Origin of the sequence: Psychrobacter pacificensis (assembly GCF_900101915.1) — a bacterium.
Lineage (GTDB): Bacteria > Pseudomonadota > Gammaproteobacteria > Pseudomonadales > Moraxellaceae > Psychrobacter > Psychrobacter pacificensis.
The window spans coordinates 14,193-35,232 of the sequence record NZ_FNAL01000003.1 but is presented as its reverse complement, the minus strand read 5'-3'; the positions used below and the strand labels follow the sequence as shown (position 1 = coordinate 35,232).

Sequence of the window (21,040 nt, the reverse complement as noted above, 5' to 3'; positions counted from 1 at the left end):
TTAAGCCATCACTATCTTTTAGGTAGCCACTATTTTTTAGGTTAACATCATGTATAAGATACTCGTTATTGAAGACAACCCCGATATCGTGGCCAATATTTATGCGTTTTTTGAGCCAAAAGGCTTTGAGCTGGACAACGCACATAATGGTTACAGTGGGCTAACGCTCGCCGCAAGCAATCATTATGATGTGATATTGCTCGATGTGATGCTACCAGGTATGGATGGCACCAAGCTGTGTAAGAAACTCAGAGAAGAATTGCATGACAAAACGCCTGTCCTCATGCTCACTGCTCGCGATACGATTTTGGATAAAGTGGCAGGCTTTGATAGCGGTGCTGATGATTATTTGGTCAAGCCATTTTCGTTGATTGAGCTAGAGTGCCGTATCAAAGCACTCATACGTCGTCATGAGGACGAACATTTTGTACACAGTATCGCTGTGGGCGCGCTATCGCTAAATAATAGTGAGCATACTATTATGCGCGAAGGAAAGTCGATTAAGCTCACCCCAACTGGATTTAAGATATTACATATCCTAATGAGTGCCGCACCGCGAGTCGTCAGCAAAACTGAACTTGAAGAAAAGGTTTGGGGTCTAGATATACCGAGCAGTGATGCGCTACGTACTCATATGCATAGCGTGCGGGCGCAGGTCGACAAGCCCTTTGACAAAACCATGATAGTGACAGTGCCTGGTGTGGGTTATCAAATTATCGATCCCAATAAATCAGAAGACGCGGTAGTATGACTGAGAGAGCAGCACCTCATACAGTCTACTATCACGCACTATATCAACCGCCTCCTTCGATTAAGTACCTCTTTACTATGTTTAATATAGACTCGATAGCCAATAAGTTTCGATTGTCATACTTTATATTCGCGCTGTTGCTATGCGGGGCTTTCGTCAATATTTTTCTGTACGCAGAGAGCAGAATAGAACAAGAGTTGGTTAAGGGTCGGCTGTTGCAGCAGCTTGATATCAGCCAAGAAAAGTACGGTGATCGCTCTATTTATACTGCCGACCCAGGCATCAAGATCTATCGCTACGATAGTGCCCCTACCAACCTGCAAATAACAGCAACGGCAACGGTGCAAGAGAAGTCTGTCACTATAGACGGTGAGTCTGGCAAAACCCACGGCAACCTTCATTTTTTCGCCTATCAACAAGACAATCAGACTTACATTTTGACGTACTTGGAAGGGGTTGAGATGGTGATGAGTCACTACCCTGTTTTAGAAATCTTTGAAAACTTAGAAGATATATTTGCGGATACACTAAAAGTGGCGGTCATTTTAAGTTTGCTTATCGCTGCCATATTCTCTCATTTGTCCTCCAAACAAATCATCAAGCCTTTACTCGATTTAAAAAAAGCCGTCGAAACGGATCATAGCAACCTAACGGAACTCACGCACTTGCCCTCTGAGGTGGGCGTATTGGCGCGAGCTATCGATGAAAAAAACCATAAACTTGAGCAGTATCTAAAGCGCGAGCAACTGTTTACTGGTGATGTCAGCCATGAGCTGCGCACGCCCTTAACCATCATCATGGGTGCCTTTGAAGTGCTGGCCTCGCAATTACCAGCAGACAGTCATCTGAACGAGTTTACCAATCGGATTGGCACTACCGCCCGTGAGACCTCTGAGATTATCACCGCCCTGCTCTTACTTTCGCGCGCCCCTGAAAAGCTAGATGCACCGCAAACTTCTATCAATAGCATTGCCTTAGCCGAGGTGCAGCGATTGACCTATTTGCTGCGCTATAAAACGGTCACGTGTCAAATAGTCGCTGAGCAAGAATATAGCGCCTATGTGCGTCCTGAGCTATTAAAAATGGCACTCGGCAATTTGATAAAAAATGCGTTTCAGTATACCGATGATGGCGAAGTCACCGTCACTATCGATGACGAAAAAATCATGGTAACTGATACTGGTCTTGGGATTCCTGAGGCGATGATGCCGCTGCTGTATGAGCGCTTTGAGCGCCTAACTCATGACTATCAAGACGAGGGTACAGGCACAGCCTTGTCACCAGAAAATGATATCAATCACAAGGTTGAAGGCTCAGGTTTGGGGCTAAGTATCGTACAACGCATCATGTCTCATATGGGCTGGCAGCTGACCCATCAAGCCAATCCGTCTGGCGGCAGCACTTTTATTATTTATTATAAATAACCGTACTTCGCTTACTATCACCACAATTTCTATTTAACCGTTGCCCACTGAACTGGCGGGCAATGCCATTTGTGCCATTTGTCCGAATCATTCTTTATTCTCATTCCTGCTTACGCTCTTAACGTTTTCTTAATCTCGCTCGTCTTATACTTAGGCTATATCGACTTTGCTTGACTGTTTTTTTGGTCACGCAAAACCGAAAGCGCATCTTGATATTAATAGATCATTAAGAATTCTATATGAATAAAATTACTCCTATTAATCTTGAAGACGAGTCAGCCAAGCATTGCTCTATCAAGCAGGCAGCACATCACAGTGCGCTCACGCCTGATAGCTTTGCAGAAAGCGCAAAAGGCAAAACGGGCTTTTACCGAATTATAAAAGCTGCTGGCTATTCAATGGACGGATTTAAGGCAGCATACAAATTTGAGGCGGCTTTTCGACAAGTCGTGTGGCTCAATGTTGTCCTGCTTGCCGCTGTCATTATGATGCCTTTTACGCTTGGTATAAAAATGATGCTAGTGCTCGCGTCTTTTTTATCTTTAATTGTTGAGCTGATTAACACGGGTATCGAAGCTTGCGTCGATCACACATCAACCGCCAAGCATCCACTCGCAAAAATCGCAAAAGATGTTGGCTCGGCGGCGCAGTTCGTGTCGTTATGTCTATTAACAATTTTATGGCTCATGGCGTTGTCTGTCTTTTTATAAAGACATCTATCACAGGCACTGATCAATAATCACGCTAGAAGCTATCCTATTTATTATACGTTCTTACTTACTATACATTGCCAGAGGTATCCATGACTTTAGAAAACCACTCAATGGCTTGGGACTGGCTAAAATTACTGTGTTTGACCATCCTCGCTACGTTGGTGTTTGAACATAGTCAGTTAGACATACGCATCAGTGAGCTTTTTTATAGCCATGGACACTGGCTACTAGAAAAAGGCGCGCAGCCTTATGCGTTTATCTTTTATGATTTGCCCAAAGCCCTACTGATCCTACTGGCGGTCTACCTCATAGCAGTGTTAATTATAAAATATCAACAACCTTTGCCCGACCTTGCCTCACAGCATCGCCGTAAATTCGATAAATTTCTGCTTCCTTTACCAATTCGGGAGATCGGCTATCTACTGCTGGTATTAGCGATTGTACCGGCTACCATTGCCACATTAAAAGGCGTCACCCATGTGAGCTGCCCGAATGACTTGGTAATTTTTGGCGGTGAGTTGCCTTATCTCAATCTGTGGCAAAACATGGTTGCCGCAACGCCTGCCAAATGTTTTCCTGCCGCTCACGCCAGCGCAGGATTCTCCTTATATGGATTGGCTTTTTTGCCAACACTCAAAAAGCACCGTTATCAAATACTAAAAATAGTCACGCTCTTAGGCTGGAGCATGGGGCTGTATAAAATGCTATTTGGCGATCATTTTTTTAGTCATACTTTGGTCTCGATGCTGCTATCACTGACGATAGCGTGTGCGCTTGCGACGCTATTCTTTAAAGATTCGATAAAGGCAAAAGCCAAAAGCGCCAGTAAAAAATATGCCGACACAGCCACTAGCTTGCTTGGTACTGAAACCTCAAGCACTTAGAATGATAGATATCACGTTGCGTTATTTTGCTAGACACGACTGGCGAATTGCAGGCATATTAGGATGAGCGATGAGGGATGATTTATCAGCACTATAAGGACGTTATGAAACCACTTTGTGCCGTTATGCCAGCATTGACATTGATATTTGGACTTAGCGTACTCTCTACCGCTGCGATGGCAGAGGCGGTCAGTTTGCCAATGGACACTTTGCCTAACAGAATAACCCTACCAAATGTCAGCCCCGCTAATAGTGCGCTTGCCAACCGCAGCGCTTACCGCTGACTGTATGACCTGCCACCGTGAAGACTATAGTGGCGGCGTGCCGATTGATACGGCGATTGGCAATATCTACTCGACCAATATCACACCATCGACGCGCTATGGTATTGGCAACTATAATGAGGCCGATTTTAAAAAAGCCTTACGCAAAGGTCGGGCGCCAAATCATCAGATTTATCCTGCGATGCCTTACCCGTCCTATCATGGCCTGACAGATGACGATGTCAGTGCATTATTTGCTTATTTTCAGACCGTACCTATCGTAGACAACCCCCCTGAAAAAAACCACACACCTGCCTTTCCCGTTGAATATCCGTAGCTTAATGCTGGCATGGAATGTCATCAACGTGCCCTCTACCGAAAACCGCGCAGGACTCAAAAAACGCTATGACGACTCTTGTGCAGGTTGCCATATGCAAAAAGGTGACGGTGCATACGGCGCTGGCTACTATCCGTCGCTGGCCAACAACAGTAAAATGCAATCGAAATACTATATTATTAGGGTGTTAATAAATGGTCTGCGCGGGATACCATCGTTCCATAGTATGATGAATGATGCACAAATAGCAGCCGTTACACAGTACGTACATAGCGATTTGAACAATTTCACTGACACGGTTACGACTGCTAATGTGGCGCAGCTACGCCATGATTTTCCACCAGGGTCAGACCCGAGCGATTAGAAGACGCTCGCTATCTTATAACGTACCCAAGCGCTTACATAGCGTTTTAGATACGCTTGGGCGGTACAGAATAGGTGCCGACGACATGAGCCACGACATCGTCTGAGCCTTCTGAATACAGAGAGACCTCGCCCACTATTAAGGCTCGCCCTACTTTGAGTAAGGTACATTCAGCGATAATACGTGCATCTGCTGATGGTTTACGCAAAAAATTGATAGTCAGACTCGTCGTCACTGTCAATGGCACGATACCGATTTTCCCGAGTATCGCAACATAGATGGCGACGTCAGCGACGGCCATCATGACAGGTCCTGACACTGTGCCACCAGGACGTAGCTCATCGATGCCAATCTCGTGTGATAAAGTCGCACCATTTTCACTGACTGCTTCGACGATGCATTTGGTTTGTGGAAACTCTAACGCCATAAAGGCGCTGATTTCTTCTTTGGTTGCAGACATAACGCTTCCTTGAATTGAATTAAATTAAACTTTCCTTGTTATTTATTACTTCACTGAATACATTCCTTTAATGTATTACTGGCGTACCTTCTGTACTAAAGGCAAATCCTTTATTACTAAAATTCCCAATCATGACCGCCTCAATCACTGGTCTGACGGTTTCATCGACACCTTCAACCTCGATAATGAAGTTAGCACCCGACCCGCCTTTATCTTCTTCTTTTTCGACGATGTAGTTGAGCGTGGCCATCGCTGATAGCTCGATGGGTTTGCTTAGATACGACTTTACCAATGCCCCATCCGTATCATAATAATCAATTTTATTAATATACAGTGATTTTTTCAGCGTGGTATTGCGCACACTCAGCGTTGCTGACAGTAGTACTTTGCGATTGTCTCTATCGGTATAGATATCAGAATAAATCGGTACATAAAAGGTTTCTTTGTAATTAAACTCGCTACGATCTACATCGGAGGTCACCTCTAACGCTTCAATCGGATCTTGTTGGTGCTCGGACATAAGAACATTTGGATCTTGCGCAGACGGATCACAGCCTGACAGCAAGACGATAACAGCGACCAATAGAACGGACATACTGCGCTTATTCATAAACTTCCCCTGTCCCTTTTCATGTCACTGCGATTGCAAGCCGTTATTTGATTTTCACACCCACGCTACGTAAGAACTGGTTGATGTATTTGTTTGCGCCATAAATGACCAATACATCACGGTCTTGCAATATTTGATCAGGCGTGGCCAGACCTTGCACGCTAGGTTTGGTCTGGGTACGACCAAAGCTGTCTTCATAATACTCATAGCGCAAGGTACTAAGCAATCGGATATTGAATTTTTGCTCCAACCGCAACTCCTCAACCGTCTTGCCGATCAACACATTTGGAATTTTAATCTCAACCATACTAAAGTTATCGCTTAACTCAAACGAATCAACAAAATGACTTAGTGACAGTCGTTTGGCCCAGCGATTGGCTGCTTCTTTTTCAGGGTAAATAATGTCATCGACACCAATGGCTTGTAAGACTTTTTTATGCAGCGGATTGATGCTACGGCTGATCAAACGTTTTGCTTTTAGCGTCTTGAATAACGCCGTTGCCATCACGTTGGCGCCTTGATCCTCTCCAATAGCGACAATGACGGTGTCGGTATCGACAATCGGTAATCCGCTCACGGTATACTCATCCGTGGCATCCATACAGAGCGTATGAGAGATGACCTCCTTATAGGCTTCTACTCGTTGCATGCTGCTGTCAATGGCAATCACTTCGTGACCTTGGCGGGTCAATGCTGCTCCCAGTGACGCCCCAAAATTCCCCAACCCTACGATGATATATTTCATAAATTTTATGACCTTTTTTAGTATCTTTTACTCTAAGTTTCCCTGTTTTTGCACATAAAACCGTCTATTTATCATAAGTTAGTTAATCGTGATTTCCTCAGTCGGATAGCGATAATTGCGTTGGCGCATGTTTTTGAGTAGCGCAATAAATATCGTCAGCATACTGACCCGTCCAACAAACATGATGACCGACACCACCACTTTACTAAAATCCGATAAGTCTGCTGTCAGGTTTAAACTTAGCCCAACCGTGCTATAAGCTGAGAAACATTCAAATACCACTTTGATCAAATCAAGCTCTGGCTGATCATAACTAATCAGCGTCACACCCGTACCGATGACCAATAATGACAACCATATAATAGAGAACGCGCGGCGGACTGAAATATCCGCAATCTGACGCTTGAAGACTTCTATCTTTGTTTGTCCGCGTGCTAAGCTCAGTGTATTTAATAGCGCAATCGCAAAGGTACTGGTCTTGATACCTCCACCCGTTGAGTTGGGCGACGCCCCAATCCACATCAAAAATATCGTTAGCATGACCGTTGGAAAAGTCAGTTCACCCATATCAATGACATTGAATCCTGCGGTTCGCGGCGTGGCAGCCGTAAAAAACCCTGTGATAAGCTTACCGAAAAAGCTGGTATGGTCAGCGAGTACATTGTTGTATTCAAATACCATCACCCCAACCAGACCAGTCAACAATAACGCCCCAGTCGTAATCAAGGTAATACGGCTGTTGATATTCAGCAACCAAGGCTGATAAATATGGTGCCGGTCATTGCGATATATCAGTCGCTCAGCGCGATGACGCAAATACCGCAGCACATTGACCACAATGGTGAAGCCCATACCGCCAAAGATAAAGGTCATCGCAATGATAAGCTGCAATGGATAATTAAAACGTAGCGAATCGTCATACATGCCAGCACTAAAGGTCGAAAACCCAGCATTACAAAAAGCGGATATCGCATGAAAGACCGAAAAAAACAATTGCTCAGACCAGTTCATATCAGGCATATCATAAATGCTGATATAAATGAGTGCCGCCGCCACCGCCTCAACGGCGAATGTCACGTATAAAATAGACTTAAGTGTCGACACCACATTGCCCATGCCGCGCATATAAGACATCTCGCTAATACTCGCTTGCGTCTCGTAGCTGACGCCGCCCTTAAAGAAGTAACTAAAGTAAGTCACAAACGTCAAAATACCCAAGCCACCAATCTGTATCAGTCCCATAATAATGACTTGGCCAAACGTCGTAAAATAGGTTGCCGTATCCACCACAATAAGCCCTGTCACACAAACCGCACTGGTCGCGGTAAAGAGCGCATCAATAAAGGATAAAGGCTGCGTTGTCGCATTGGGCATCATTAGGAGCAAAGCACCAACCAGCACAACGGCTAAGAAACTTAAAATAAAAAACTGTGCAGGATGCAAAAAGGTGCGATTGAGATTGAAATTATGATCAGAGAGTTCACGGATAAAGGTGACAAACACGGCGATTTTTATCGCGACAAAACCATCAACGGCGGCGTCCAAGCCAGAACGCACCAAATCAGTGAAATGCGCGGTAAGTAAAATGACAATCGCGATACTGGTAAAAGCATCAAAAATAGCAACTTTATTGAGCGTTCGCGGTTTTTTTGTGTAGAGATAACGGCCAACCGTCACCACAAAGCTGAGCAAAATAACGACCAAGTAAAAAATATGAAACACTTGTTGGAGCCAAATGGGCAACGTAAAGCCACTATCCAATAAGGCAATAGCTACCGCGATGACACTAATCAGAATCGTAACATTATTCAATAATCGATAACGTGCGGCTGCATTCATAGCTTGAACCCATGACAACAATAACCACGATACTTATACTCCTTTTTTGCCCTATTCACAAAAACTGATTTGAGAGAATCGTAACTAGTTATTGAATCAATATAGATCCTAAGAGTCATTCAGATGAGATATCAAATACTTGCAAGATCATACAATACTGACTGACGTACTGACTCTTTTTCCCACTTGCTAAGCTGTCTCTCATTCTTCTTTTGTTATTATTATCGCCATTTTTACGCCGCCCCATGTCACCAGCCCCACGCCGATAGTTATCAAAGATGCCCCCAAAAACAACCCCTCAGGTGGACGCTCTCCCTGCAAAAATATCGCAATCGGTACACCAACGACAGCCCCAACCGCCCCTAGTAAACTGAGCAATACAGGCCCCCCTGTTTTTTGCAAAAGAAATAATAAGAAAAACTGACCAGCAAACACCCACGCTTGTACGACTATCAATCCTAGCAGCAGCCAAGCATCCAAAGATATCGCGACAGAAAAATCAGAGAACGCACTAAACAAACCTAACAACAGCGACGCCGCAACTAGCATGCCGGGTGCAAGCGCACTAGATGAAGCATTGTCAGGCCAGCGTAATGTCCGATAGATATTACCAATGGCGAGTAGCACTGGCCCGCACAGCGCGATTAAAATCCAGAAGACACTAGATTCTGGCGCAGAAAGCTTATGAATAGCCAACACCCCTGCGCCAAGAAGCGCCGCCACTACGCCAAGCGCACGAATGAGATAAAAACGCTCCATACGTAGCAGCAGTGCGCCAAGATACGTTAGCAGTGGGGGTAAGCAAATAATGAGGGCAACAAACCCTGCCCCAACATGAGGAATGGCCGAAAAGAGCAGTAAATTGGCAGCCGCCACGCTAACAAAGGCGGCGACAAAATAATACTCGATACTACGGGCACTAATAGGCGGTATCTCTTGTTTGATAAGAGCAACGATTAGTAAAATAATGGCCGCGCCAGTGATCGACCAAAACAAAAACGCGAGTGGTGTTAGACCGATATTGACAGCATATTTTGCCAAGTTGGTCGAGATACCAGTAAGCGCACCCCCTGCTAATAGGCAAGCAACAGGCACTAGCCACGTGTTTTTGTGAGTATTTTTATTGAGTAAGTCATTCATCCATTATCCTATTGGACAAGGTCGATCATTCAGTCACCAGTTTCGCAAGCAGCTCATCTATCTCAACCTTAAATTCTTTGTCTTCGATTTTGTTGGCTGCAACTTTGGCATTTTGTAGATGTTGGCGCTTAAAATGACTAAACTTATTATTTTTAACATGGAATCGCCTAAAAAATAGTCGCTGTCAGTGCCATGGTCGAATGTTCAACACGCCCTAGTATTGATCATTTTTTTCTCTATTTTTCGTGAGATAACAAAAAAATTGTGTCTCAATTTATGATTTGGCAGTTAAATTTTTAGTACAGGCAAGCTTAGCACGGTTAGCGATAACGTTGAGCGTTTTCAGACGGTGGCAAAGAGATGTTTTGACTTTATATTGCTGTCCAATCATTGCTCTTGCCAGTGCAACCATAAACGCATATCTAATTCGAGCTGATGATAATCAGGTTCCATATGACAACACAGTTGATAAAACGCCTTGTTATGATCATGTTCTTTAAAATGCGCCAGCTCATGTACCACAATCATCCGTAAAAACTCTGGTGGTGCGTCTTTGAATAGACTGGCAACCGTGATACTGTTATGAGATTTAAGCTTGCTGCCTTGCACGCGAGACTGGGTAGTATGGATACCTAGCGCATGCTTTAGTACCTTTAACTTACTGCTATAGCTGACGCTTGATAGCGGGCCAATCTTGCGCATGTATTGGTTTTTTATCTCATTGACATAGTGATAAAGCGCCTTATCACTTTGCACTTGGTGCTGGGTGGGATATTTTTTATCCAAGTACTCACCCATCCGACCGTCGCTTATCATTTGCGCCGCTTGCGTTTGAATCTGCTCTGAGTAATGCGCTATGTATTTTAATCTGCTCACAACGATATCCTTTGTCTATGTGTTAAAAGCGGTCCGCTTGTTTGATGGATTTTACCTTATATTGGCTATATGTTATCTCAAGCTTGTTTTACTTCCCATTTACCTTATTTGCCACAAAAAAACCCCATAAGCGGTAGTCAACTTACGGGGTCATTGCTTATAGCACTTTCTTATAAAGACGGTCACTTATCGGCTATCGTACATATAGATTGATAGCGCGATATAGCGCGATAGTCTAGGCCATTAACGCTCTAGATGCAGATACTGCAAATGACGCTCGTACTGATTTAGGATATCGACCAATACCTGCTCTTTGGTATAACCGACCAAGTCATACTCTTGCGAGCCTTCACTTAAGAACACCTCAGCACGATAATAATGCTCCGCCTGCTTGTTTGATGTATTCAATGTAAAGTTAGGACGTTCAGCTTTGATCAAGTTAACTTCATAAACAAAGTCATCTTCATCACCATGACCGACGCGCAGTTTTAGACCGTCGACCTGAGCACTGTCTTGGCCCATGCCTGCATCGATATCTTCACCGATACTGGCAAGATTATGCGCATCTAAAGAGGTTTTGAGACCGCCTGCTTTGAACTCTTTTTCGACCTCAGTCATCGCTGGCATCACCACTGTTTTTAAGAACTTTTCGACCTGCGCATGTCCTGGGAAGCTCACAATACGCTGCAAACGTGCTCTCCAGCTCTTACCGCTGTCGAGCACATTGGCAGTACCAATCGTGCTGGCTTTGCGCTTATTGCCCTCTTCTTTTAGTGACTTCCACATGGACATCATGTAGAGCACTAGAATCAAAGAGAACGGCAAACCTGCAATCACAGAGACCGATTGTAATGAGGCAAAACCGCCCGCAAACAATAATCCTAGTGTGATAAGACCTGTTGCCGCCGCCCAAAACAAACGCAACCAAACCGGTGCATCCGTGTCATTAGTCATGCCTTTTGAGCTTAGGTTGGCAAGTACCAACGCGCCTGAGTCCGCAGAGGTGACAAAGAACACCAGACCGATGATTACACCTGCAAATGACAGCACTTCGCTATAAGGGAAATATTCAAATAGCGCAAACATGCCCATCGCGGCATCATTGACGGCAGTTTCACCAAGCGCCGTTGCGCCATTGGCGACCAGATCTATCGCAGTGTTACCAAAGATAGAGAACCATGCAAAAATAAAGCCCAATGGAATGAACATTACGCCAAAGACAAATTCACGTAGCGTACGACCACGGCTGATACGCGCGATAAACAGACCAACAAACGGTGCCCAAGCAACCCACCATGCCCAGAAAAATATCGTCCAACCTGATTTCCAGTCGGCACCGGCAGTACCGTCATAGGCATAAACATCAAAGGTTTTATAGATAATGGTTTGGAAATATTGACCAATATTTTGCGTAAAGGTGTTTAATAAATATACGGTATTACCCATCACGAGGATGGCAAGCAATAGCAATATTGACGACAACATATTGAATTCAGACAGACGACGTACGCCTTTTTCAACACCTGTCATCGCAGAGACAGCGGCAGCGACGACCACACCGACAATGATCAGCGCCTGAACCATCTTACTAGATTCAATACCAAAGACATGGGTCAAGCCAGCATTGGCTTGTAGCACCCCAATACCTAGGCTCGTCGCAATACCCATCAACGTACAGACAACACCGAAAGTATCAATCCCATCACCTAGCCAGCCTTTGATCAAGCGTTCACCAAATATTGGCGTAAGCGGTGAGCGTAGCGCAAGTGGCATGTTTTTGCGGTAAGCAAAGTAAGCCAGTGCCATACCAATCAGCGCATAAATACCCCAGCCATGCAGACCCCAATGCAAAAAAGTCTGAGCAAGCGCTTGACGCATGGCCTCGGCGCTCGCAGGCTCTAGGCCCGTATGCGGCGTTAAATAATGCATCAATGGCTCTGATGCCCCAAAAAATAGCAGATCAATACCGATACCCGCTGAAAACAGCATGGCTGCCCACGCTAAAAACGGAAACTGCGCTTTTTCGTGGTCTTGACCCAGCTTAATATCGCCATATTTAGAAAAACCGACAAACAAAGCAAAAATACTATAAGCAGCAACCACCAACATATAGTACCAGCCAAACTTATCTGATACCCACGCCATACTTGAACTCAGTAAGGTCTCACTATAATCTGGAAAAGCAATGGTCCAGATGATCAATAAAATAGAAATAATAGCCGAACCTAAAAACACAGTTTTGTTTAGGCTCAACGGTTTCGTCACCTCTTTTGATGGCGAACTGTACATAAAAGACCTCAAATAAGTAAATTAAACAGTGTCCGATATTGCTTTGTCCGGCATAGTATTATGACTTTTGACCACATAACGTATACTTAACCGCATGACGCACAAAGCAGTACCAATGAATAAAACCGAATAAAATGATAAATAGCACCCATATATGACATACATTGCGCTCATATATTGACGCTGATAAAAAAGGCCTTTACGTTGAAAGGCCATTATTTTGGAGTTATCTGATATCGTTCTTTATTTAGCAGCATATTTTATGCTGACTTATTATTTACACTGTTGAGAGATAATCGCGCATTGGCTCAGCGCGTAGCGGCGCTCCATTGGCCACATAATAATCTGCCGTAGAGCGCGGCAATTGTACGCCTTTCATTTTATCAACGATTTTTTCGGCCAGCATGATGGTGGTGGCATTGAGATTACCACTAATGATATTTGGCATGATAGAGGCATCGACGACTCGCAAGCCATCAATACCATGTACCAGCCCTTGACCGTTGACGACCGAATCATTATCTTCGCCCATCGCACAGGTACATGAGGGATGGTAAGCCGTCTCACCGTGCTCGCGCACATAGTCATCTAGCTGCTGATCGGTCACCAAGTCTTCGGTGGGTGAGATGGCAGCACCGCGATAAGGGTCCAGCGCAGGTTGATGCATAATCTCACGCGTGATACGCATCGCCGCGCGGAACTCCTGCCAATCTTGCTCATGTGACATATAGTTAAATAAAATACTTGGATGCGCACTGGGGTCTTTTGAGGTCAGCTTGACGCGACCACGACTTGGCGAACGCAATGAACCGACATGGGCTTGAAAACTGTGCGAATCACTGGCACTACGACCATCATAACGCACGGCAAGCGGTAAGAAATGATACTGAATATTTGGGTGAGTGAATGTCTCGTCCGTACGGATAAAACCCCCGCCTTCAAACTGGTTAGAAGCACCAAGGCCTGTACCATTGAACAACCACTCCGCACCAATGGCAGGTTTATTCCACCACTTATTGGCAGGCGCAATCGACACTGGTAGCTTACATTCGTACTGCATATACAGCTCTAAATGATCCTGTAAGTTATTGCCCACACCCGGTAAATCTAGTATTTCTGTCACGCCAGCGTCTTTTAGCCACTGACCAGGGCCAATACCAGAGCGCTGCAATAATTGCGGCGAAGCGATAGCACCTGATGAGACGATCACTTCACGAGCGGCATAGAATTTTTTGCTTTGACCTTGATGCTCAACTTTAACGCCGATCGCGCGCTTACCATCGAATAAAATCACATCGGTCAAGGCACCGGTCAAAATCGTGATATTGTCACGCGGCTTGGCGCGATCTAGATAGCCTCGAGCCGTAGATGCGCGGCGACCATTAGGCGTCACGAAACGATCCATCGGACCAAAACCTTCTTGCTGATAGCCGTTCAAATCTTCGGTACGCGGATAGCCTGCCTGCACGCCCGCTTCAATCATCGCTTCAAACAGTGGATTCACCCCTGGTTTTGAGGTGGTCATCTCGACAGGACCACCGACGCCATGATAGTCATTTTCGCCAACATCGCGGTTTTCTGACTTTTTAAAATACGGAAGGCAATCCAAATACGTCCAGTCTTCCAAACCTTTTATCTTTGCCCAGTCGTCAAAATCGAGCGCATTGCCACGTATATAGCACATACCGTTGATAAGCGATGAACCGCCCAGCCCTTTACCGCGACCACAGTCCATGACACGGTTGTTCATATATGGCTCAGGATCTGTCTTGTAGCCCCAGTTATAGGTCGTTCCTTGCAGCGGCATTGCGAGCGCCGCTGGCATTTGGGTACGAAAATCCAATCGATAATCTGGACGACCTGCCTCTAGTAATAACACGTTGATATCGGCGTCTTCGGTCAGACGCGTGGCCAGCACATTACCTGCTGACCCTGCACCAACAATAATATAATCGTACTCAGGGGTGGTTGATGTCATAACATGCTCCATAATATGGAAAAATATAAATCACTTGGTAGCAGCAAGGTCAAATGCACAGCGTTATCAGGCCCAAACTGCGCTCACTTTCTCAATACCACTCGTTAAAAGACCGATTCAAACGCACCCAACTCTACTTGGATAGATTTGGTCTGAGTATAATGCTCAAGCGCCTCGATACCATTTTCACGGCCAACGCCTGAGTGCTTGTAGCCACCCACTGGCATCTGTGCCGCTGACTCACCCCACGTGTTCAACCAGCAAATACCCGCTTCGATCTGAGCAATGACGCGATGCGCACGCTTTAAATCAGTCGTCACCACTCCAGCTGCTAAGCCATAATCGGTGTCATTGGCGCGGCGGATGACTTCTTCTTCGCTCTCATAAGTCAATATTGACATGACTGGACCAAAGATTTCCTCACGGACGATGGTCATATCATCGCTACAATCTGTAAATACGGTCGGCTCAACAAAAGCACCATTAGCCAATGCGTCTGTTGTGACGCGTGCGCCGCCCGTTAGCAGACGCGCGCCACTCTCTTTCCCTTGCTCGATATAGCCAAGTACGCGCTCCATATGCGGGAAGCTGACCAATGGACCCATGTTGATGTTCTCGTCCATTGGATCACCCAGTTTGATACGATTAACACGCGTTAAGATGGCTTGCTCAAACTTGGCTTGTAGCGCTTTTGGGACAAATACTCTCGTGCCGTTGGTACATACCTGACCGGTACTATAAAAATTCGCCATCATAGCGATATCAGCCGCGGTATCGATATCAGCATCATCAAATATGATCAATGGTGACTTACCGCCAAGCTCTAAGGTCACATCTTTTAGCGATGAGCTTGCCGCGCTCGACATGACCTTTTTACCCGTCGGCACACCACCAGTGAATGATACCTTGGCGATATCTGGATGATTGGTCAGTGCTTGGCCTACTTCGTAGTTGCCTTGCACGACATTGAACACACCATCTGGTAGTCCCGCTTCTGTCAGGATTTCTGCCAGTTTTAAGGCGGTCAACGGCGTGACTTCTGATGGTTTAAAGATCATCGCATTACCAGCAGCCAATGCAGGCGCGGCTTTCCACATCGCAATCTGAATCGGATAGTTCCATGCGCCAATACCTGCGACCACACCCAGCGGCTCGCGGCGAGTATAGACAAAGCTCGTGTCACGCAGTGGAATCTGACGACCTTCAATCATGGGCGCAAGTCCTGCATAGTACTCAACCACATCAGCACCCGTGACGATATCGACATACTTTGTCTCAGAGTAGGCTTTGCCCGTGTCTTTGGTCTCAAGTAATGCGAGCACATCGTTGCGCGAGCGTAATATCTCAACAGCTTTTGAGAGAATACGACCACGCTCAACGGTGGTCATCGCCGCCCAGATTTTTTGACCTTTATGAGCCGCTTTGACCGCATCATCAATCTGCTCATTGGTGGTTTGCTGAATGGTTGCCAGCACTTCACCTGTCGCTGGATTGATGTCTTCAAAAGTGGCGAGCGTGTCATCGACCGCTAAGTAGCGACCATTAATATAGGCAGTTTGCACTTGTTCTAAATCGATAATGTCTGTCAAATTGTTGATATCTGTCATAAATACTCCTTGAGAGGATTGATAAAAGCGGCAACAAAACGCCGTTTTACCAAATCATATCGTCATTGTTAAAATTCTAAAGTTGGATGGTTAGCAATCCGGATATTTATTGACCCGAACGATTGTCAAAGTCAGGTTGCGTCATTTTTATCAATCGATCATGTAGCGATTTTTTATCTGATATGTTGATACCTGAAAAGTCGGAGAGCCAAATTCCATCAGCGACCAGACGAGCCATACATAGGGTTTCAGTATCGTCAGTGGCGGCATGTTTTTCTAACTGCGTGTTGGCCCATTTGGCCCACAGCTCACGTAGTTCACTATCACCTAGCATCAATACATATAAGGTGGCTTGGTTGTCGTATTCTTCTTGCGCTTTTTCGCCCAGACTGATGGTGGCATCGATATAAGCACGGGTAAAAGCGCCATGACTCACAGGATCTTTTGCCATAGCGGCCTCGACTTCTGCCTCAAATTTCGCCATGGCATCATCGAACACTTCAAGCACAAGGGCATTTTTTGTTGCAAAATGATGCATCACACCGCCCTTTGTCACGCCTGCCGCATCAGCGACTGCCTGAAACGTCACTTTAGATAGCCCTTGCTCAAGCGTGATCCGTGCTGCTTGATCGAGCAGAGCACGGCGAACCACTTCCGGCTGTTTTTTACGCTTATAAGGATTTTCTATTTCTACACTCATATCAATGCACCACAGAATTAGACAATAAATTCATTACAACGACACCGCCAACGATCATGGCAATGCCAACCACTGCTGCCGTATCAAGGGTCTGCTTAAATAGCACCAAACCTGCAAGCGATGTGAGCACAATGCCCAACCCGCCCCATAACGCATAAGCAATGCCTAGCGGTATCACCTTGAGTGTCTGTGCCAATAAATAAAATGAGAGTGCATACAGCGCCCCCATCATCAGCGTCGGCCCTAAACGGGTAAACTGCTCTGATTTCACCAAAAATGTCGTCCCTACCACCTCACATATAATGGCAATGGTTAGGCAACCGTAGGCAATCGTCGTAGAACTCATCTTTTGCGCACCGCCTTTATTTAAGCAACTGCTAATAAAACATAGCAAAGAAACCACATGGTCGGTATTTTATAGAGTTCTGTTACCAATGTGAAGGGCTGTCCTGCAACTTTATTGTGTCAAAGCATGTCGTAATGGCTTTTATTTCAAGATAGAACTGTTTTTATTACCTGCTGTGTCTTACGATCTAAATACTCGCGTGCGCTTTTTGCGCATTCTTCTACGTAACGTCTTTTATTTTTATAAGTGTACGTATCATTGTGAGCAAATCGGCCTATTTACGCCCCTATTGAACGAGCAGAGGCGCTGAAACGTCCTATCTGATAAGGGATAAACGCCTATTTATAATAATTGCGATAATATTTATAATTTATCTCAGAATAAGGTTGACAGCCTTTAACGACTTGGCTAAAATGTGCCCCACATAACGCGAACAAGCCAAGTAATGACTGTTTTATAAAGCTTGAAACACTTGCAGTTATGACAGCTTATTCTCCAATAGCTCAGTTGGTAGAGCAACGGACTGTTAATCCGTGTGTCCCTGGTTCGAGCCCAGGTTGGAGAGCCATATACGAAAAACCTTCATCACTATTTGATGAAGGTTTTTTTATTGTTGCCGTTTTCATATTGACTGATCATAATATTCGCATGGCAGCGGTGTTCTTTTTGGCATTTTTGTTGTATGGTAAGATTAGTTTTGATTGGGTTCGTTTTTGTTTGAGTGTTTTACCCCTACTCACTAAAAATAATGGTTTATTATGATACCTGCACGTGTAAAAAATAAATTCTCTGATCATCCGCAAAAAATCATGCGCCCGATCAGTATTCGGTTGTCTGAAGAAATGATTGCCCTATTAGAAACAACCTCCTCAGAATTGGGTTTTAAGCGCATTCAAGGGCTTATCCGTCTTTATATTCGTCAAGGACTCGATCGTGACCATCAAGATTATACGCTCGCTCATGACGAAGTATTTATTGAGACGTTACGTAAGCGCGGTGTGAGCCAGCGCATCATCGATGAGGCAATCGTTGTGACCCATAACAACAATATCTCTCACTCTTTATCTGAATTGCAAGACAGCGATCAATAATATCCTTCATCAGTCGTATTAATCATAACGATCTGGCTGAGATTGACTGAGACTCTAAAACGTTGTCACTATTTTTATCAAAAAGACCAAGTCTGCTCACGCAAGCTTGGTCTTTTTTGTGGCTATGATAAAGGTGAGATTGCAATTTATAGATCAGCCTTGCTCTCTGAACTCTTTTTTGCCTCATACCGACACGCATTTACTCTTTGACCTTATCGTACGTTTGCGACTGTGGTTAGCGATAACTAAACAAAACCTGTTCCCAAACACGGTATATTAAGAAAATAGTCGCAATGATTGGAGTGCATCCTCAATTTCAATATGAGGATGAAAATGTATAAGGAGAGGTACGATGATGGGGTTACAGCAGCATTTTTATAAAACGTTGTGTCTGACTATGGCAGTCGCCATGCTAGCGATAGCACCGGGTTGCTCGTCGCCGCAAACGAATCCAGACCAAAAAACCATACCGACTGACTCTGATCAATGGCAAAAAAAACTGGGACAGACTTTTGAGCAATTACCTGCCGACGATCAGCAGCTACTCAGTCGATATATGCTACGCATGAAGCTTAGCGATGCGTATGAATCGGGCGCCATGCCGCGCACCACTATCAAGCAGGCCCTCATACAACAGCGTGAGTACGAGCGGCTGCATCCTAATAATCCAACAGGCAAGAAAAGTCCTATTGTGACAGGTCAAACAGCAAATGCGACGGCACAGACGTATTCTGTCGCTCTCTTACCGATTAAGACCAGTGATAGCGATAGCTTAAACCAAGTCAAAATGCAGTTTATGCTATCCAACCATGGAGACGTTGCAATACAAAGTTTTAAAGGCACACTAACGATGAAAGACGCCAACCTGAAACAAGGCAAAGACTTCAATGTTCCTCTCATACAATTTGATCCAGCCATCGAGCCAGAACAATCTGGCAAGATCATCATCGAGAGTAGTATTGAAGACATCAATGTCATGCGCGCCATTAAAAACACGAAGGATATGACGATCGAGATTAAAGAAGGCACACTTATATTGGCAGATGATCAAAGCATTGAGTTTGGCAATTCATTAGCTAAACAGTAGGACTGCGCATCATTTGATCTTTTATGAGATTTATAGAGCCTGTCGTCCAGTATTCATAAAATACACCATAAAAAAAGCCCCAATCAGTAATGATTGGGGCTTTTTAGCATTTGGCGGAGACGGAGAGATTCGAACTCTCGAAGGGCTATGAACCCTTGCCGGTTTTCAAGACCGGTGCATTCAACCGCTCTGCCACGTCTCCATTGGTGCATCATTATATAGATATACTTTTATAATGCAAGCCCCTAATCTAAAAAAATTCAATTAATTTGCAAATACCTTTGAACCACTGGTTTATCGCTTGCTTGAGGCCAGATGCAGGCACATATCGAGCAGCCTGTTGGCATAACCCCATTCATTATCGTACCACGCAAAAACCTTGTACTGCTCGCCTACTTGCATGAGCTGCTGACCATCTATGATAAGCGACTCAGTTTGATGAATAAAATCACTAGAGACCAACGGCTCATCCGTATAAGCCATGATGTCACATAAATGCGTCTGACTGGCAGATTGAAGGGCGTCACGGATAATATCAACGCTGACCTCTGGCGTATCAAATACAAAGGTCACATCAATCGCTGCCACATCGATGGTGGGCACCCGTATTGAATGTCCATTTATTTTGCCCGCCATCGCTGGCAATACCCGCTCCGTCGCAGCAATACTACTCGAGGTCGTTGGGATAATATTGTAGCCAGAAGCACGCGCCCGTCTGGGATCTCGATGCGCTTGATCGAGCACCGTCTGATCGGCGGTAACCGCATGAATCTCTGTCATCATAGCGGACTTGACGCCGAACGCTTTATCCAATGTGTCAATCAGCGGCACCAGTGCCTGCGTGGTACAAGAAACGCTGGAGATAATCGGTAAATCCAGCATGAGCGCATCTGTATTGACCCCCATAACGATACAAGCATCCACATCATCGAATGGCGCAGCACCGATGATCACCTGCTGTGCGCCTGCATGGATGTGCAGCATCGCTTGCTCATACGAGCGAAAGTGACCGGTGCACTCTAGTACCACATCGACCCCTAGCGACTGCCAAGGTAGGTTTTGTGGATTGGGTTCTGAAAGCATATTGATACAATAAGTCAAAGTGTTTTTGGTGAGACAGAGCTGAGTTTTATGCTCGTTATCGGCCCCGCTCTCGATAATATCAGCACTGACCCCCAAGCGGCTTAAGCGACCATGCGTGCTATCAAATTTTAATAAATGCAACAAAATATCTGCTGGTGCCAAGTCATTAATTGCGACGACATGGATTGCACGTCCTAATACTTCAAAGCGCTCTAGCAAGGCGCGCAGTACATTGCGCCCGATACGACCAAAACCATTAATAGCCACTCTCAATGGCTGTGAGTGCTCACCAGTGGTACGATAGGTCGCCGCTATCGGGTCAGAGGTCAATTGATAAGTGGCGCTAGAAAAATCAGGCATAAAAGATATCACTATAAAGGGATATAAAGAATGGGCGTTGTCGCTTTAGACACGCTCTAACAGTTGGTTCAATATTTTTTGTTCAAAAAACCG

At 45.1% G+C, this 21,040-nt stretch carries 20 protein-coding genes, 2 tRNA genes and 1 pseudogene; 10 read left to right on the top strand and 13 right to left on the bottom strand.

Translation table 11 applies throughout. The features are described 5' to 3' along the window. Positions 1–49 precede the first annotated feature (49 nt). The 7 genes and pseudogenes from BLR43_RS02595 to BLR43_RS02570 all read left to right on the top strand — a co-directional run. Complete coding sequence (locus BLR43_RS02595) at positions 50–751, top strand: response regulator transcription factor (protein WP_093068547.1); 702 nt, start codon at positions 50–52, stop codon at positions 749–751. A 77-nt stretch (positions 752–828) separates the two neighbouring features. Further along, positions 829–2,175: a sensor histidine kinase gene (locus tag BLR43_RS02590; protein WP_093068804.1), complete on the top strand. Its 1,347-nt coding sequence runs from the start codon at positions 829–831 to the stop codon at positions 2,173–2,175. Between the two features lie 239 nt (positions 2,176–2,414). Next, positions 2,415–2,885, top strand: a complete 471-nt coding sequence (locus BLR43_RS02585) for a diacylglycerol kinase (RefSeq protein WP_093068543.1) — start codon at positions 2,415–2,417, stop codon at positions 2,883–2,885. 92 nt (positions 2,886–2,977) lie between these two features. Next, complete coding sequence (locus BLR43_RS02580) at positions 2,978–3,772, top strand: PAP2 family lipid A phosphatase (protein WP_093068540.1); 795 nt, start codon at positions 2,978–2,980, stop codon at positions 3,770–3,772. Between the two features lie 104 nt (positions 3,773–3,876). After that, positions 3,877–4,056: a hypothetical protein gene (locus BLR43_RS13795; RefSeq protein WP_143007406.1), complete on the top strand. Its 180-nt coding sequence runs from the start codon at positions 3,877–3,879 to the stop codon at positions 4,054–4,056. Between the two features lie 4 nt (positions 4,057–4,060). After that, positions 4,061–4,372: a c-type cytochrome gene (locus BLR43_RS13790; RefSeq protein ID WP_143007405.1), complete on the top strand. Its 312-nt coding sequence runs from the start codon at positions 4,061–4,063 to the stop codon at positions 4,370–4,372. A gap of 58 nt (positions 4,373–4,430) precedes the next feature. Further along, positions 4,431–4,736 (top strand): annotated as a pseudogene (locus BLR43_RS02570) (c-type cytochrome); the annotation flags it as partial. Positions 4,737–4,782: 46 nt separating this feature from the next. On the opposite strand, the gene BLR43_RS02565 reads toward BLR43_RS02570, so the two are convergent. From BLR43_RS02565 to BLR43_RS02510, 11 genes are all read right to left on the bottom strand, one after another. Continuing rightward, positions 4,783–5,196 (bottom strand): PaaI family thioesterase, encoded by a 414-nt coding sequence (locus BLR43_RS02565; RefSeq protein WP_058023760.1) that lies wholly within the window; start codon positions 5,194–5,196, stop codon positions 4,783–4,785. A gap of 67 nt (positions 5,197–5,263) precedes the next feature. Then, positions 5,264–5,806: a DUF3124 domain-containing protein gene (locus BLR43_RS02560; protein ID WP_093068534.1), complete on the bottom strand. Its 543-nt coding sequence runs from the start codon at positions 5,804–5,806 to the stop codon at positions 5,264–5,266. Between the two features lie 43 nt (positions 5,807–5,849). After that, positions 5,850–6,551: a potassium channel family protein gene (locus tag BLR43_RS02555; protein WP_093068529.1), complete on the bottom strand. Its 702-nt coding sequence runs from the start codon at positions 6,549–6,551 to the stop codon at positions 5,850–5,852. 78 nt (positions 6,552–6,629) lie between these two features. Beyond that, positions 6,630–8,390 (bottom strand): TrkH family potassium uptake protein, encoded by a 1,761-nt coding sequence (locus BLR43_RS02550; RefSeq protein WP_093068526.1) that lies wholly within the window; start codon positions 8,388–8,390, stop codon positions 6,630–6,632. A 201-nt stretch (positions 8,391–8,591) separates the two neighbouring features. Then, positions 8,592–9,530, bottom strand: a complete 939-nt coding sequence (locus tag BLR43_RS02545; RefSeq protein WP_093068523.1) for a DMT family transporter — start codon at positions 9,528–9,530, stop codon at positions 8,592–8,594. A 387-nt stretch (positions 9,531–9,917) separates the two neighbouring features. Beyond that, complete coding sequence (locus tag BLR43_RS02535) at positions 9,918–10,406, bottom strand: M48 family metallopeptidase (protein ID WP_093068520.1); 489 nt, start codon at positions 10,404–10,406, stop codon at positions 9,918–9,920. Between the two features lie 243 nt (positions 10,407–10,649). Continuing rightward, positions 10,650–12,695, bottom strand: coding sequence for a choline BCCT transporter BetT (gene betT / locus BLR43_RS02530; protein WP_093068516.1), 2,046 nt, complete (start codon positions 12,693–12,695; stop codon positions 10,650–10,652). Between the two features lie 277 nt (positions 12,696–12,972). Further along, entirely contained in the window at positions 12,973–14,673 is a 1,701-nt protein-coding gene (gene betA / locus BLR43_RS02525; RefSeq protein ID WP_093068512.1) for a choline dehydrogenase, read from the bottom strand. A 104-nt stretch (positions 14,674–14,777) separates the two neighbouring features. Further along, on the bottom strand, positions 14,778–16,280 hold the full coding sequence (betB, locus tag BLR43_RS02520) for a betaine-aldehyde dehydrogenase (RefSeq protein WP_093068509.1): 1,503 nt from the start codon (positions 16,278–16,280) through the stop codon (positions 14,778–14,780). A 106-nt stretch (positions 16,281–16,386) separates the two neighbouring features. Next, positions 16,387–16,980: a TetR/AcrR family transcriptional regulator gene (locus BLR43_RS02515; protein ID WP_058023770.1), complete on the bottom strand. Its 594-nt coding sequence runs from the start codon at positions 16,978–16,980 to the stop codon at positions 16,387–16,389. Position 16,981: 1 nt separating this feature from the next. Then, positions 16,982–17,326 carry a DMT family transporter gene (locus tag BLR43_RS02510; RefSeq protein WP_071002053.1) on the bottom strand — a complete coding sequence of 115 codons (345 nt, stop codon included), beginning with the start codon at positions 17,324–17,326 and terminating at the stop codon, positions 16,982–16,984. A gap of 492 nt (positions 17,327–17,818) precedes the next feature. Here BLR43_RS02510 and BLR43_RS02505 point away from each other — a divergent pair. The 3 genes from BLR43_RS02505 (at position 17,819) to BLR43_RS02495 (ending at position 19,504) form a co-directional block, all read left to right on the top strand. Beyond that, positions 17,819–17,894: transfer RNA gene (locus BLR43_RS02505), tRNA-Asn, on the top strand. Positions 17,895–18,084: 190 nt separating this feature from the next. Further along, on the top strand, positions 18,085–18,417 hold the full coding sequence (locus BLR43_RS02500; RefSeq protein WP_071002054.1) for a CopG family transcriptional regulator: 333 nt from the start codon (positions 18,085–18,087) through the stop codon (positions 18,415–18,417). A 352-nt stretch (positions 18,418–18,769) separates the two neighbouring features. Continuing rightward, complete coding sequence (locus tag BLR43_RS02495) at positions 18,770–19,504, top strand: hypothetical protein (RefSeq protein ID WP_227674142.1); 735 nt, start codon at positions 18,770–18,772, stop codon at positions 19,502–19,504. A gap of 111 nt (positions 19,505–19,615) precedes the next feature. Here the strand turns inward: BLR43_RS02495 and BLR43_RS02490 are convergent. Both BLR43_RS02490 and BLR43_RS02485 read right to left on the bottom strand, forming a co-directional pair. Continuing rightward, a tRNA-Ser gene (locus BLR43_RS02490) sits at positions 19,616–19,706 on the bottom strand. 92 nt (positions 19,707–19,798) lie between these two features. Continuing rightward, a complete protein-coding gene (locus BLR43_RS02485; protein WP_093068506.1) occupies positions 19,799–20,947 on the bottom strand; it encodes a type I glyceraldehyde-3-phosphate dehydrogenase in 1,149 nt (382 codons plus the stop codon). Positions 20,948–21,040: the final 93 nt, after the last annotated feature.

What these genes read in the sequence shown, in the direction of transcription:
- BLR43_RS02595 (WP_093068547.1), top strand. Translation starts at nt 50, where the DNA reads ATGTATAAGATACTCGTTATTGAAGACAACCCCGATATCGTGGCCAAT.
- BLR43_RS02590 (WP_093068804.1), top strand. Translation starts at nt 829, where the DNA reads ATGTTTAATATAGACTCGATAGCCAATAAGTTTCGATTGTCATACTTT.
- BLR43_RS02585 (WP_093068543.1), top strand. Translation starts at nt 2,415, where the DNA reads ATGAATAAAATTACTCCTATTAATCTTGAAGACGAGTCAGCCAAGCAT.
- BLR43_RS02580 (WP_093068540.1), top strand. Translation starts at nt 2,978, where the DNA reads ATGACTTTAGAAAACCACTCAATGGCTTGGGACTGGCTAAAATTACTG.
- BLR43_RS13795 (WP_143007406.1), top strand. Translation starts at nt 3,877, where the DNA reads ATGAAACCACTTTGTGCCGTTATGCCAGCATTGACATTGATATTTGGA.
- BLR43_RS13790 (WP_143007405.1), top strand. Translation starts at nt 4,061, where the DNA reads ATGACCTGCCACCGTGAAGACTATAGTGGCGGCGTGCCGATTGATACG.
- BLR43_RS02565 (WP_058023760.1), bottom strand. Translation starts at nt 5,196, where the DNA reads ATGTCTGCAACCAAAGAAGAAATCAGCGCCTTTATGGCGTTAGAGTTT.
- BLR43_RS02560 (WP_093068534.1), bottom strand. Translation starts at nt 5,806, where the DNA reads ATGAATAAGCGCAGTATGTCCGTTCTATTGGTCGCTGTTATCGTCTTG.
- BLR43_RS02555 (WP_093068529.1), bottom strand. Translation starts at nt 6,551, where the DNA reads ATGAAATATATCATCGTAGGGTTGGGGAATTTTGGGGCGTCACTGGGA.
- BLR43_RS02550 (WP_093068526.1), bottom strand. Translation starts at nt 8,390, where the DNA reads ATGAATGCAGCCGCACGTTATCGATTATTGAATAATGTTACGATTCTG.
- BLR43_RS02545 (WP_093068523.1), bottom strand. Translation starts at nt 9,530, where the DNA reads ATGAATGACTTACTCAATAAAAATACTCACAAAAACACGTGGCTAGTG.
- betT (WP_093068516.1), bottom strand. Translation starts at nt 12,695, where the DNA reads ATGTACAGTTCGCCATCAAAAGAGGTGACGAAACCGTTGAGCCTAAAC.
- betA (WP_093068512.1), bottom strand. Translation starts at nt 14,673, where the DNA reads ATGACATCAACCACCCCTGAGTACGATTATATTATTGTTGGTGCAGGG.
- betB (WP_093068509.1), bottom strand. Translation starts at nt 16,280, where the DNA reads ATGACAGATATCAACAATTTGACAGACATTATCGATTTAGAACAAGTG.
- BLR43_RS02515 (WP_058023770.1), bottom strand. Translation starts at nt 16,980, where the DNA reads ATGAGTGTAGAAATAGAAAATCCTTATAAGCGTAAAAAACAGCCGGAA.
- BLR43_RS02510 (WP_071002053.1), bottom strand. Translation starts at nt 17,326, where the DNA reads ATGAGTTCTACGACGATTGCCTACGGTTGCCTAACCATTGCCATTATA.
- BLR43_RS02500 (WP_071002054.1), top strand. Translation starts at nt 18,085, where the DNA reads ATGATACCTGCACGTGTAAAAAATAAATTCTCTGATCATCCGCAAAAA.
- BLR43_RS02495 (WP_227674142.1), top strand. Translation starts at nt 18,770, where the DNA reads ATGATGGGGTTACAGCAGCATTTTTATAAAACGTTGTGTCTGACTATG.
- BLR43_RS02485 (WP_093068506.1), bottom strand. Translation starts at nt 20,947, where the DNA reads ATGCCTGATTTTTCTAGCGCCACTTATCAATTGACCTCTGACCCGATA.